Here is a 13,772-nt window from a genome sequence, read left to right as displayed (position 1 = left end):
TGGATGGAGTGTGGAAATGTGGAGATGCCGCTGCGATTTGCCGTCTTCCTCCTCTACGGAATCGGCGGTGCCGCAACAGTCGGCCTGCTCGTCCTGTTTGTGCTCAAGCTGCGCCATATTGCAGCCGACAAACAAACAGCCCGCTGCCTGCATACGTACCACGACTATCTGATCTACTTGCAGGCGCACGCCGAGGAAGAGGAACGGTTCAAACTGCCATACAGGAATCCGTCGCAAAAAGAAAAACAGATTTTGCAAAAGCACCTGTTTGAACTGATGGATCGCGTCACGGGTGTACACCGCCTGAAGCTGATCGCGCTGTTGCAGGAGATGGGGTTGGAGGAGTACGACCTGCGCCGTCTGCAAAGCGTGCGAAAGTGGGTGCGAATCGATGCCGCCTACAACCTCGGAATGATGCGCTCCCAGGCGGCTGTTCCGGGGATGCTGAAGCTGTTGCGAGCGAGCGCCTACGACTCGACGATTTTCATCGTGGCCCGCGCGATTGCCAAAAGCGCCCCCCGGCTCGAAGATGTGCGCGAGATGGTGGAAAGCGTGATGGCCCACGGGAAGAACTGCCAGCAACTGCTTGTCGACATTCTCCATGAAAGCCCATTGGATACCGGACCGCTCTATGCTTCCTTCTTGCAGGCGGAAGACGAAAAGCTGGTCAAGCTCGGGCTGATCGGTCTCTCCCCGCTCTCGCTGGCGGAGCGGGAGCGGCTGCTGCACAGGCTCGTCGCATCCCGAGACAAAGAGATTCGTATTCGCGTCGTAAAGCTCATGTGCCGGGATGCACGCTTGCTTTCCGCGTCGACGGTCAACCTGCTCTTGTCCCATTCCGACTGGGAGATTCGCGCCGTCACAGCCAAAGCGATCGGAGAGCTGGGCATGAGCGAATACATCCCGCAACTCAAACAAGCGACGGCAGATGCGAACTGGTGGGTATCGTACAACAGCACACACAGCCTGGCCCAGTTGCAGGTGGAAGGATTTCTCGCGCTGTGCGAAATCGTTGACGAAAACGAGGAAAGTACAAGAAAAGAGCTGGCCATGCAAGTCCTCCAGGGACAACTGGAACGCAGCGTCAGGCAGCCTCCTGCCGCAAAGGAGCAGCTTCCGCCCGAAGCCAAACGGCGACTGTACGATACATGGAGCAGAGGTTCGCTGCAGACTGCCCATTCCATGGAAAAATAAACGAAGGAGGGGCAGCGATGAGAGATTTTCTGTTGTACTACGGAATTTTCGCCACCGTTTACGTGATCGTGATCAACTCGCTCTACGCGGTGATCATGGGCTTTTCGTTCAAAAAAATCGTGGGCATTTTGAAAAGCTCCCTGTATTCCCGGTACCAATCGCTTTCCGGCTCCGAGCAGGTTCCGCCGATCTCGATTCTGGTACCGGCGTACAACGAGGAGCTGACGATTATGGAGAGCGTCAGATCGTTGCTGTCGCTCAACTATCCGATCTACGAGGTGATCGTCGTCAACGACGGCTCCACAGACCGGACTTTGCAAGTGTTGATCGAGGAATTCGGGTTGCAGCGGTCCGAGGGCAAAGTGACGAAGCCGCTGCTCCACACTTCGGAGCTGCGCGGAATTTACCACAACCCGGACTACCCGAACCTGTACCTGATCGACAAGGCAAACGGGGGCAAAGCGGATTCGCTGAATGCGGGCATCAACCTCTCCAACTACCCGCTGATTGCATCCATCGACGCGGATTCGCTGCTGGAAAAAGACGCGCTGATCCGCATCGCCAACGTCTACATGGAGAATCCCGACGAGACAGTGGCGATCGGCGGAAATGTGCGGATCGCCAACGGCTGCACGATTGAAGACGGGGTCGTCAAGGAAATCCGCTTGCCCAACAAGTTCTGGCCGATGATGCAATGCGTGGAATACATGAAGGCGTTTTTGGGAGGGCGGATCGGGTGGAGCGCGATCAACGGCCTGATCATCGTCTCGGGAGCTTTCGGTGTCTTTCGCAAGGATTACGTCACCAAGGTCGGCGGCTACCGCGAAGGCTACCCCGGAGAAGACATGAACATCATCATCAAGCTGCACAAGTACATGCTGGAAAACAAACTGCCGTACCGCGTCGCGTTTTGCCCCGATGCCGTCTGCTGGACCCAGGCGCCGGATTCGTTCAGGATCCTCGGCAGCCAACGCCGCAGATGGGGGCGGGGAAACCTGAAAAACATGATCGAGTACGGAAAAGATATGGTGTTTCGCCCGAAATACAAAATATTCGGACTGGTGACACTGCCGTACAACATCCTGTTTGAGACGCTGAACCCGTACTTCCGCATCTCCGGGCTGTTGGCCCTGATTGGCTACGCCCTGATGGATATGACCAATGCCCACGTCTTGTGGCTGTACGGTCTGCTCAATCTGGCGTTTGGCGTCATGCTGGGGATCGGCGCGCTTTTGCTGGAGGAAATCGCATTTCGCCGCTATCCGCGTTTTCAGGATATCGTCAAAATGCTTTTCTATACCATTTTGATGTTCTTTGGCTATCGGCAGCTCGGTGTCATCTGGCGTTTCCTCGGTCACATCGAGTATTTCCGCAACAACAATTCCTGGGGAACGATGACCCGGACGAGCTGGCAGACCGAAGACAAAAAACCGACCATTTCAGGACTGGAGGCGAGAGGATGAAACAGGCAAACATCGATCAGCTCATGTCAAAACTGCTGCCCGGCACACAGGCGTGGGGCGTGATTTTGGCAGTATGCAAGGAGGGGGCAGACAAGTCGCTGGCCCGGCTAACGAAAGATTGGCAGACCAATCACAAGGATCAGTCCGCTGAATTTGTGTATGACGGACAGCGGCAGATGCTGGCGGTACTGCTGGAGAATCAGAGGCTTGCGGGCACGCACTACTACGCGCTGATGCTGAAGGAGTATTTGCTGGAGCGCAATCTGCTGGCGGGCAGCTTGCTGCTCGCAGGGTTTTCCGAGCGTTCGCCAGCCTCTCCCGAAACGGTAGAGCGAATGGTGCGGGAGTTGCTCGGATTGGAAGGCTTTGCCGAGATTCGCTTCTTCGACCAGAGGCTGCTCGACAAAGAGGAGAGCGCCCGGATTTTGCTGGTCAACCACGATCAGACCGTTACTGAATTTCTGCGCATTTACTTGCAGCGCAAAGGCTACGAGGTGACGGTTGCCAGCGACGGCATGGCAGGCATGCAAAAATACCGGGAGATCGCTCCCGACCTGGTCATCACAGACCTGAATTTGCCGGTTATCAACGGCTACCAGCTGATTCAGCAGATTCAGGGAGATCAGCCGGGGCAAAAGAGCAAGATTGTGGTGCTGACGGACAAACGTCTGGAAGAAGACGTGCAAAAATCGTTTGCTCTCGGAGCTTCCGACTACATCACCAAGCCTTTTTCACCGGTGGAATTGGCAGCGAGAGTAAAGCGTCTGATTTCATAAATCGAAAATGGAAAAAGGAGAGAAACGAGATGGGGAGATACGAGGAACTGAAACAAAAAATTGCTGCGAAAACGGCAAAAGTCGGCGTGATCGGCCTTGGCTACGTCGGGCTGCCGCTCGCTGTCGAGACAGTCAGAAGCGGGTACAGCGTGTACGGGATCGATCTGCATGTGGGCAAGGTGGAGAGCCTGAAGACAGGCGTCTCGTATGTCCAGGACGTGTCGGATGAGACGATCCGGGAATGTAACAAGACCAACCGCTTCCATCCGACTGCGGACTACAGCGTGATCGGACAGTTGGATGCGGTCAGCATCTGCGTGCCGACACCGCTTAGCCCCAATCAGGACCCGGATACCTCCTACATCATCAATGTCGTCAACCAGATCAAAACCTACATGCGCCAAGGCATGCTGATTACGCTGGAGAGCACCACCTACCCGGGAACGACGGAGGAATTGATCCAGTGGGAGCTGGAAAAGCTCGGATACCGGGTGGGCGAAGACTTTTTCCTTTGCTACTCGCCGGAGCGAGTAGACCCGGGCAATCGCACGTATTCCACCTATAACACGCCAAAGGTAATCGGCGGGACGACGGACAAATGCGTGGAGCTGGGGAATCTGCTCTACAGCCAACTGGTCAAAACGGTAGTCCCCGTCTCATCGCCAAAAGTAGCAGAGATGTCCAAACTGCTGGAGAACACCTTTCGCAGCGTCAATATCGCCTTTATGAACGAAATGGCGCTGATGTGCGACAAAATGGGCATCGACGTCTGGGAGGTGATCAAAGCTGCTTCGACCAAGCCATTTGGCTTCATGCCGTTCTACCCGGGACCGGGTATCGGCGGACACTGCATTCCGCTCGATCCGATGTATTTGTCCTGGAAGGCAAAAGGCTTTCGCTTCCACAGCCAGTTTATCGACATCGCGCAATCGATCAACGACAGCATGCCGGAGTACGTGCTGCACAAAACCGTGCAGGTGCTCAATCTGTACGCGAAGTCTACGAACAACTCGCGCATCCTGATTCTCGGCATGGCGTACAAGCCGGACGTTGACGACCTGCGGGAATCGCCGGGACTGGAAATATACGAACTGTTCGCCAAAAACGGAGCCAAGGTGGAGTACTACGACCCGCATGCACGCCAATTTGTCAACAAGGCTGGAGCCATCGTCGAGTCGATCCCCTACGATCTGGACAAGTTCCGTACCTATGATTGCATGGTGCTGATTACGAACCACAGCAGCTTCGACTACGAGGAGCTGGCAAGTCTGGGGGTAGCGGTGATCGACACGCGCAACGCCTTTGACGGAGTGGAGGGTTCGCATATTTTCAAGCTGGGCAAGGCAGTCACGATCCAGCCACAAAAGCAAAAGGTGAGCCTGCTCGCCTGATACAAACGAGGACGCGGCAGACTCGTCGCGGAGGAGAAGGAGGAAGGCGAAACATGTGTGGAATCATGGGATACATAGGCTACCGTCAGGCACAGCCTATCTTGCTCAATGGACTTAGAAAACTGGAGTACCGCGGTTACGACTCGGCGGGAATTGCTGTTTGCAATGGGCAGGGCATCACTGTGCGCAAGAAACAGGGGCGCATCGAGGCGTTGGAGCAACAGGTCGCAAGCCAGCCTCTGCTTGGAACGGTCGGGATTGGCCACACCAGATGGGCCACCCACGGAAAACCGTCCGACGACAATTCGCATCCCCACACAGACCAGTCCGGCGCATTTACGGTTGTCCACAACGGAATTATTGAAAACTACCTGGATATCCGGCAGGAGCTGATTGAGGAAGGGGTTGCCTTTGCTTCCGAGACCGATACCGAGGTGATCGCCCATCTGCTGGCCAAATGGTACGACAATGACCTGGTCGCGGCGGTGAAAAAAGTCGCCGGCATCATCCGCGGTGCATACGCTTTGGCGGTCATGTGCGAATACGAACCGGACAAGCTGGTCGTGATTCGCTATGCCAGTCCGCTCATTATCGGCATAGGCGCTGGCGAGAAGTATATCGGCTCGGACATTCCGGCCATTTTGGAGCATACCCGGGACGTATACGTCCTCGAGGATGGAGACCTTGCCGTGCTGACCAAAGATTCTGTCACGCTCTTGGACGTAGATACGAGCCGGCCGGTTCAGCGGGAGCTGGTGCGCATCGAGTGGGACAAGGAGCAGGCGGAAAAGGACGGCTTTGACCATTACATGCTCAAAGAAATTCACGAGCAGCCGCATGCCCTGCGCCACACGATGACCGGGCGGATCGACGAAGCCGGAGGCATGGTCGTGCTGCCCGAGCTGCGCATCCGTCCCGATGAGCTGCGGCAGGTCGAAAAAATCTACATTGTCGCCTGCGGGACGGCATACCATGCAGGGCTGATCGGCAAGCACGTGTTTGAGCACCTTGCCCACATCCCGGTGGAAGTCGATGTCGCTTCCGAGTTTCGCTACCGCAAACCACTCTATACGCCGGGCACGTTGACGATCGTCGTCAGCCAGTCGGGGGAAACGGCAGATACACTGGCCGCCTTGCGCGAAGCGAAGCGAAACGGTTCTCGCGTGCTGGCGATTACCAATGTAGTGGGAAGCACGATCGCCCGGGAAGCGGACGAGGTGATGACGACCAACGCCGGACCGGAAATCGCCGTCGCATCGACGAAGGCCTACACCTCGCAGTTGCTCGCCTTTTACTTGCTGGGCATCTATTTTGCCCAAGGGAAAGGGACGATCGACGATCAGGAGCGCGCCACCCTGCTACAGGCGCTGGCACAGCTTCCCGACCAGGTGGAGGCGATTTTGTCCCATGCCGACAAACTCCGCCAGTTCGCAGATGCGATCAAAGAGGAGCAGCAACTGTTTTTTATCGGTCGGGGACTCGATCATGCTGTCTGCCTGGAAGGCTCGCTGAAGCTGAAGGAAATTTCCTACATTCACTCCGAGGCGTACGCCGCAGGGGAGCTGAAGCACGGCACACTGGCCCTGATCGAAGAAGGAACGCGCGTCATCGCCTTGTCGACACAGGCGGATTTGCACGAAAAAATGGTGAACAACATCACCGAAGTCAAAGCGCGAGGCGCCGTTGTGTTGGGAATCGCCCTGGATGATAACGTCGAACTGCATCGCTCGGTCGACGATGTCTGCCTGATTCCAGGCACCCTTCCCCTGTTCACCCCGATTCTTAGCGTCATTCCGTTGCAGCTCATCTCCTACTATACGGCTGCAGCACTGGGAAATGACGTGGATCGTCCGCGCAACCTGGCCAAAAGCGTCACGGTTGAATAAATAGAGAGAGCATGCGGGCAAGCGAAGAGAGGAGGATGGTTTCGTGGGCAATCAGGAACCGAGGCTGAGTCAGGACGTTTTGCTTGGGATCATGCTGCAGGCGTACTTGCTGGGGACGCAAAAACACGATATTGGCGCGCGGGCGCTCATCGACAGATTGGCCGAAGAACTGCGGCCGTACTTCTCCCGGGAGGAGCTCGCATCCAGAGCGATTTCATACAACACGAGCAACAGACAGGAGGCGGCAGGATGAACATACACGCAATCGTACTGGCGGCTGGCAAAGGCACGCGGATGAAGTCCAGACTGTACAAAGTGATGCACCCGGTATGCGGCAAGCCGATGATTGCGCATGTCGTGGACATGCTCGACGAGCTGCCGTTGGACAAGCGCGTCGTCGTCATTGGGCACGGCTCGGATGCCGTCCGGAATCTTTTGGGAGAGCGTGTCCGCTATGCGTACCAGCATGAACAGTTGGGGACAGCTCATGCCGTGTTGATGAGTCGAGAGATGTTGCAGCACGAAGACGGCGTGACCATTGTACTCAACGGCGACACACCGCTTGTGAGAAGCGAGACGTTAAAGCAGTTGCTCCTGCATCACACGCACAAGCAAGCGGCTGCGACGATACTGACCGCAATCGTCGAAAATCCCGCCGGATACGGGCGGGTCATCCGCGATGAACGCGGCGATGTGATCCGCATCGTCGAGGAAAAGGACGCGACTCTGGGGCAGAAAAAGATAAGCGAAATCAGCACCGGCATCTTTTGCTTCGACAACCGCAAGCTGTTCGCCTATCTTGCGCAGGTAAAAAACGAAAACGCGCAAGCCGAGTATTATCTGCCTGACGTCATTTCCATTTTGCATGCAGAGGGCTGCACCATCTCCGCATACGTCGGGGACGATCCCGATGAAGGCAGGGGCGCGAACGATCGGGCACAGCTTGCACAGCTGGAAGCCCTGCTGCGCCGGCGAATCAATCAGCGGCACATGCAAAACGGCGTGTCGCTGATCGATCCGGCAGCTACCTATATCGATGCAGATGTGGAGATCGGACAGGACAGCGTGATTTATCCGGGAACCTTTTTGCGCGGGAAGACGAAAATCGAAGAGGGCTGCAGCATCGGTCCTCACGTCCAGCTTGTCGATTGCCAGGTGCTAAGCGGGACGAGCCTCTCCTTTCTCCATGCAAAAGACAGGCTGATCCAGGCAGACGAAGCCGTCGGGCAAATCGGCGAGCACATACATCCTCGCTTGCGGGAGATTGTCACAGCAAGATGAGCAGACAGGCGTTTGGGCGCGGGGTGGCTGTGTTGAAATGGTACACACTGTTGGCGGCTGTGCTTGTACTCGTGCTGCTGTCGTTGTTGTCCGTTCACAACCGCCCCGCACATACGATGGCGACGTGGATATGGGATGCCAAGCGGATCGAAAGCCAGACGGAAGAGATCATCGCCTTTGCCGAACAAAACGGAATCACTCTGATTTACTTGCACATCAAGCCGGTCGAGGTATCGCCCGAAGCCTATCGCCGTTTCAACCAGCATGCACATGCGGCCGGGATCAAGGTGGAGGCGCTTGGCGGCGATCCGAACTGGGCGTATGCAGCCAATCGCGGCAGTATCGGTTACTTCGTCAGTTGGGTCAAGGCGTTCAACAGCCAGGTGAAAGAAGAGGAGCGCTTTGCGGGCATTCACGTAGACATCGAGCCGTATGTGCTGCCGGACTGGAAAAAGCAGCAGGAGCAGATCGTGCGACAATGGCTGGAAAACATGGAATACCTGGTCGTCGAGACGAAAAAAGACTCCGCCCTGCCGGTTGGCGCCGACCTGCCCTTCTGGATCGATGAGCTGCACGTACCCGGCACCGAGCAAACAGTGAGCGGCTGGATGCTGGAGCGGCTCGACAGCATTACGCTGATGGCCTATCGCAACCATGCGCAAGGAGCCAACGGCATCGTCGACATCGTGCAAAACATCATCGTGGAAGCAGATGGGCTGCGGGATCGCTCTGTGATCGTCGGCGTCAACATCCGCGATTCGGGGGAAGGGGAGAACGTCAGCTTCCACGCCCACGGCACGGCTGAAATGAAGAGCCAACTGGCACTTTTGCAAGAGGAACTGGGCCGCAACCCGTCCTATGCGGGAAGTGCAATTCACGATTTTGAAAGCTGGACGACGATTCTTGAGCGAGAGGAGAAATCATAATGAATGAAAGACGTCCGTTTTACCCTTAGCGCTCTCGGGCTGAGCCTTTGCTTCCTGTACGGCTTTTCTTCCGAAGACGGGGAAGAAAAAGCGACCTGGCTGTGGCAGTCGGAGCGGATGATCGAGGAGCGCCAGGAAATTCTCGACTTTGCCAAGGAGCAAGGGATCAGCCTCATGTACGTCAGATTTGACATGGACAGGCCGTTTTCCGCATACCGCCCGTTTCTAAGGGAGGCAGCACAGCGCGGAATCGAAGTGCACGCCGTGGCGGGTGATCCGGCGTGGGCGCTGACAGGACACCGGGACCGCATGCTGCGCATCGCCAAATGGGTCAGGCAGTACAATCAGCAGGTACAGCCAGAGGAGCGGATTCGCGGGATACAGCTCGACATTGAGCCGTACTTGCTGCCCGCCTGGGAGCAGGAGAGGGAGCGGGTCGTCCGGGAGTGGCAGGAAAACATCGAGGATTTTTTGCAGGAAGTCCGAGCGGAGTCTGGTCTGCACACGAGCGCTGCGATCGCGTTTTGGCTCGATGAGATTCCTGCTGCGAGCGAGCCGGAACTTTCTCTTTCCGCCTGGATGATTCGCCGGTTTGATACGGTTGTGGTGATGGCGTATCGGGATCAGGCGGAAGGAGCAAACGGGATTGTCGAGCTGGTCGAACAGGAGTTGCAGCAATCGGCGGAGCAGGGCAAAAAGCTGCTGGTCGCCGTCAACCTCAAATCGCAGGATGAGCCCCATACGACGTTCGCCGACGAGGGCGTTGCCGAAATGGAGAAGCAAATCCGCATCGTCGCGCAATTGCTTGCCGAACATCCCGCTTTTGGCGGCATCGCCATTCACGATTACCGGTATTGGCAAGAACTGCGGGAAGTGTCGCTACCGGTAGCGAACAAACAGGTACTCGGCACCTACATCTGGAGGGCTGAGCAGATCCGCTCGGAAAAGCAGGAGATTCTCGACTTCGCCCGCAAGGAGGGGATCAACCTGCTCTACGTGCGCATCGATATGGGTCTGCCGCAGGAGGTGTACCGGGAGTTTAACCGCGCAGCGAGCGCGCAGGGCATCGAACTGCACGCGCTGGGCGGCCATCCCGTCTGGGCGCTGACGGAGAGCCGGGAGAAAATCTTCCGCCTGGTAGATTGGGTGCGCGCCTACAATGAGCAAGCCGCTGAAGACGAGCGCTTTGTCGGCATCCACCTCGACGTCGAACCGTACGTGCTGCCGCTCTGGTCGCTCGACAAGGAAGGGCTTTTGCGGCAGTGGATGGGAAATATTCAGGCATTCGCACAGCGGCTGGAGGAGCATCCGCGCCTGCAAAGCAGCGTCGACCTGGCCGCCTGGCTGGACAATGCAACGACTCCGGGACAGCCGGATTTGCCATTTAGCCACTGGATGATCAGCCAGTTGGACCATACGACGCTGATGGCGTTCCGCGATTACGCCGAAGGAGAGGGCGGCATTTTGAGCCTGGTCGACAGCGAGATCCGCTACGCAGAGAGCATAGGCAAGGAGCTCGTTGTAGCCGTAGAGATCAAGGAGAGCCACGAAGGGAACTTCGTCAGTTTTTTCGAGGAGGGCAAGTCCGCGATGAACATGCAGCTCGCGCTGGTGCGCCAATCGCTGAAAGCGTACGGGGCGTTCAAGGGAATCGCCGTCCACGCCTACGATTACTGGAAGAACGCCAAAGAGTGACTTTCCGCAAGCCTGGCGCGCGGCAATGTTGTACAATAGAAGAAAAGCGTTTGGAAAAGAGGCGAGCAACAGATGCGGGACGTAGAAAACCGCTACAAGGGACTGCCTCCCCGCACGCCGGAGATGCTGTACAACATCGTCCGCAAATTTTACCGGGGCGCCGTCAGTCACTACGAGTTGATCCAGGAAAAAAAGGCAGAGGTGCGAAAGGCGTGGGATGAGTGCCAACACAGCGGCGATGACGAGCAAGTACGCGACAGCCTGCACACGCTGTTTCTGGAGTACCACTTTTACACGACCTGTTGGCTGCAAATCGACCTGGCCCTGTACAGGCTGGCTGCCGATAACGAAGAACTCGCCCGGGTCAGGGAAGCATTTCGGACGATTTTGCACACCCATCTCGAGGTTCGCAGGCAGTTGGATGATCCGAGCCGTTGTGTCCAGGCACAGCACGAGCAAACACCTGACTGGTCCTGCATCAAGGAGGATGCGTACTCGTTTGGCGGTATTCGCTTTACGGTCGATGATACGAGCTTGCAGCAACTCCACGAATTGTACGAGGCCGTACAGGCGACGAGGGCGTGAAGAAGAGAACTTGCGTACGTGCAGGGGAATACATGGGAAAACAAGCAGTCTGCTTATGAAGCAGGCTGTTTGTTTTTTTTTTTTTGTAAATGTTGTGCAGCGGTGCCGAAAGACGCTTTACTTTTCCGATAAATAGTGCAAAAATACTACATGAATATAACTTTAAATGTCATATTTTATTACGTTATAAGTCATAAAATTTAATATGGTGGGTGGATCGCGTGGATTCCATGCAGACATTGCAGATGAACGTCAACTTTATATGGGTTGTCCTTGCCGCGGCGCTTGTATTTTTTATGCAGGCGGGTTTTATCTTGCTGGAAAGCGGGTTGACGAGGGCAAAACATTCGATTAGCGTGGCGATGAAAAATATCGCAGACATCATCGTCGCGACCATTCTTTTCTCTACATTCGGGTTTGCCCTGATGTTTGGTACCTCGCTGGATGGCTGGGTTGGCGGGAATGGATTTTTCTTTTCCGGTATGGGAGATGATCCGTGGTCATGGGCTTTTCTGTTCTTTCAGATCACGTTTGCCGGCACAGCGGCGACGATCGTTTCTGGAGCGATCGCGGAACGGGCCAAGTTCTCCGGCTACATCATCGGTACCGCCTTCGTTTCCTTGCTCGTATACCCGATTGCCGGGCACTGGATTTGGGGTGGAGCGCTGGACGGCGGTCAGCCAGGCTGGTTGGCAGGCATGGGATTCATGGACTTTGCCGGCTCCACCGTTGTCCACTCCGTCGGCGGGTGGATTGCCCTGGGCGCGGCGATTGTCATCGGGCCGCGGATCGGAAAGTACGGCCCCGATGGAAAGTCTACCAAGTTTTCTGCTTCCAATGTTCCACTTGCAGCTCTTGGCGTGTTGATTCTATGGTTTGGCTGGTTTGGATTTAATGCGGGTTCTACTACCATTGCTGACCCGAAAATTGCCCAGATCGCCCTCAACACAACGCTGGCGGCCGCTGCCGGCGGGATGGTGGCGATGTTCACGAGCTGGTTTCTGGATCGTCTGCCGCGCGTAGAGGACATCCTCAATGGCGTACTCGCCGGACTCGTCTCGATCACAGCCGGATGCAATGTTGTCTCTCCGCTCTCTTCGCTGTTGATCGGTGCAATCGGAGGTGTGCTGGTCGTCCTGGCGATTCGCCTGCTCGATGAGAAGGCGAAAGTGGACGATCCTTTGGGTGCGATCGCGGTACACGGCTTTTGCGGTGTGTGGGGAACGCTGGCTGTCGGCTTTTTTGGCCAGTCCGATATGTTGGCGGCTGGCGGCAGATGGGAACAGGTCGGCATCCAGGCGTTGGGGGCAGGGGTCGTATTCGTCTGGTCGTTTGGTCTGGGCATCCTGATATACTGGCTGCTGAAGAAAACAAACCTGCTTCGCGTAAGCCGCGAGGACGAACTGGTCGGACTCAATATCTCCGAGCACGGTGCCCGCACCTCCCTGTTGGATACCGTCACGGCGATGCACGAGATCGCTTCGGGAAAAATCGACCTGACTCGCAAACTCAGCGAGGAGCATGGCGAGGATACTTCGGAGATCAATCGTTCGATCAACTATTTGCTCGAACGGATTCATCATCTCGTCGAGCAAGTCCAAGGACAGACCCGGCATGTCTCCTCCAGTTCCCAATCCATTTTGCAGTTGAGCGGGAAGCTGGAGGTCAATTCCAGGGAACAGTACGATTCGATTCATCACACCTTTGATTACGTGCAAAGTATTCATAAGCAAATGGATGCCGAAATGGAAGCGGACAAGCAGGTGATCGCCGCTTTGTACGACAATTACGCCAGTGTCCGCCAGATCGGGCTCGACATGCAGGAAATGAGCAAGCGAATGAGCGATATGGCTTTTTACATCGGAAGCGTGGAGGAGCACTTGGAACAGGCGCGGCAAGCGGTAGAAGGGCTGGTTATGTCCATGCACGAAATTTCCAAATCGTCCGAGGAAAGCAAGCATGTGACCAATACGATCCGGGAAATATCCGACCAGATCAATCTATTGTCGCTCAATGCCAGCATCGAAGCTACGCGGGCTGGTCGGTACGGTGCCGGATTTGCCGTCGTCGCCAATGAAATCAAAAAGCTGGCTGCCGCATCCCGGCTGTCCGCCGATCAGATCGGTGGCGTGATGGACGATACAGGCAGAGTGATCGTGAGCGGAGAGGAAAACATTGTGCATTTTCGCGAGGTGTTCCAGAAGCTGAATCAGGAACTGACCAGTGTTCCCGATAAAATCCGTAAATCGGCGCAAGGGATCGGCGACATGTACAAAAAGGTTCTCGGCTTCCAGCAAAGCATGGAGCTGGTTCAGACCAATACTGCCAGCATGCAGGAAAACCGGCTGCTGCAGCAAGCAGAGTTTGAAAAACTGATGAAGCAGATGAGGGAAGTCATCGAACGGATCGAGCAAAATTACGATTATTCCTTCCAGATCAATGGCACCGTAAACGAATTGCGGAGTGAAAGCAGCCTTTTGGATCAAATGGTCAAAACCTTCAAAACGGGCCGTTCTCTCCCCGAATCCTGATCGCATGAAAAAAACCGTGACTGTCGTTGGACAATCACGGTTTT

The 13,772-nt window shown here is 55.9% G+C and carries 11 protein-coding genes; all 11 read left to right on the top strand.

Annotated elements, in window-relative coordinates; translation table 11 throughout:
- Window positions 1-24: 24 nt before the first annotated feature.
- The 11 genes from ACAF76_RS16130 (at window position 25) to amt (ending at window position 13,728) form a co-directional block, all read left to right on the top strand.
- Window positions 25-1,194: a HEAT repeat domain-containing protein gene (locus tag ACAF76_RS16130; protein WP_400162079.1), complete on the top strand. Its 1,170-nt coding sequence runs from the start codon at window positions 25-27 to the stop codon at window positions 1,192-1,194.
- A 17-nt stretch (window positions 1,195-1,211) separates the two neighbouring features.
- Complete coding sequence (locus tag ACAF76_RS16125; protein WP_400161881.1) at window positions 1,212-2,657, top strand: glycosyltransferase; 1,446 nt, start codon at window positions 1,212-1,214, stop codon at window positions 2,655-2,657.
- Window positions 2,654-3,433 (top strand): PleD family two-component system response regulator, encoded by a 780-nt coding sequence (locus ACAF76_RS16120; protein ID WP_400161880.1) that lies wholly within the window; start codon window positions 2,654-2,656, stop codon window positions 3,431-3,433. Before ACAF76_RS16125 ends, ACAF76_RS16120 begins: the two co-directional genes overlap by 4 nt.
- A gap of 29 nt (window positions 3,434-3,462) precedes the next feature.
- Window positions 3,463-4,824, top strand: coding sequence for a nucleotide sugar dehydrogenase (locus ACAF76_RS16115; protein ID WP_400161879.1), 1,362 nt, complete (start codon window positions 3,463-3,465; stop codon window positions 4,822-4,824).
- A 53-nt stretch (window positions 4,825-4,877) separates the two neighbouring features.
- Window positions 4,878-6,710, top strand: a complete 1,833-nt coding sequence (glmS, locus tag ACAF76_RS16110) for a glutamine--fructose-6-phosphate transaminase (isomerizing) (protein WP_400161878.1) — start codon at window positions 4,878-4,880, stop codon at window positions 6,708-6,710.
- 43 nt (window positions 6,711-6,753) lie between these two features.
- Entirely contained in the window at window positions 6,754-6,963 is a 210-nt protein-coding gene (locus ACAF76_RS16105; protein WP_400161877.1) for a hypothetical protein, read from the top strand.
- Window positions 6,960-7,991: a bifunctional N-acetylglucosamine-1-phosphate uridyltransferase/glucosamine-1-phosphate acetyltransferase gene (locus ACAF76_RS16100; RefSeq protein ID WP_400161876.1), complete on the top strand. Its 1,032-nt coding sequence runs from the start codon at window positions 6,960-6,962 to the stop codon at window positions 7,989-7,991. The genes ACAF76_RS16105 and ACAF76_RS16100 overlap by 4 nt, the downstream gene beginning before the upstream one ends.
- Window positions 7,988-8,917 carry a hypothetical protein gene (locus tag ACAF76_RS16095; protein WP_400161875.1) on the top strand — a complete coding sequence of 310 codons (930 nt, stop codon included), beginning with the start codon at window positions 7,988-7,990 and terminating at the stop codon, window positions 8,915-8,917. Before ACAF76_RS16100 ends, ACAF76_RS16095 begins: the two co-directional genes overlap by 4 nt.
- Before the next feature lie 3 nt (window positions 8,918-8,920).
- Window positions 8,921-10,612 (top strand): hypothetical protein, encoded by a 1,692-nt coding sequence (locus ACAF76_RS16090; protein ID WP_400161874.1) that lies wholly within the window; start codon window positions 8,921-8,923, stop codon window positions 10,610-10,612.
- 72 nt (window positions 10,613-10,684) lie between these two features.
- The gene (locus ACAF76_RS16085) at window positions 10,685-11,197 is read left to right on the top strand and encodes a hypothetical protein (RefSeq protein ID WP_400161873.1); all 513 of its coding nucleotides are present in this window, start codon (window positions 10,685-10,687) and stop codon (window positions 11,195-11,197) included.
- 230 nt (window positions 11,198-11,427) lie between these two features.
- The gene (gene amt / locus ACAF76_RS16080) at window positions 11,428-13,728 is read left to right on the top strand and encodes an ammonium transporter (RefSeq protein WP_400162077.1); all 2,301 of its coding nucleotides are present in this window, start codon (window positions 11,428-11,430) and stop codon (window positions 13,726-13,728) included.
- Window positions 13,729-13,772 lie beyond the last annotated feature (44 nt).

The organism is Brevibacillus sp. TJ4 (assembly GCF_044627595.2).
GTDB lineage: Bacteria > Bacillota > Bacilli > Brevibacillales > Brevibacillaceae > Brevibacillus.
Note: the sequence above shows the minus strand (reverse complement) of the source record. Positions and strands in the feature narration are given on the sequence as shown.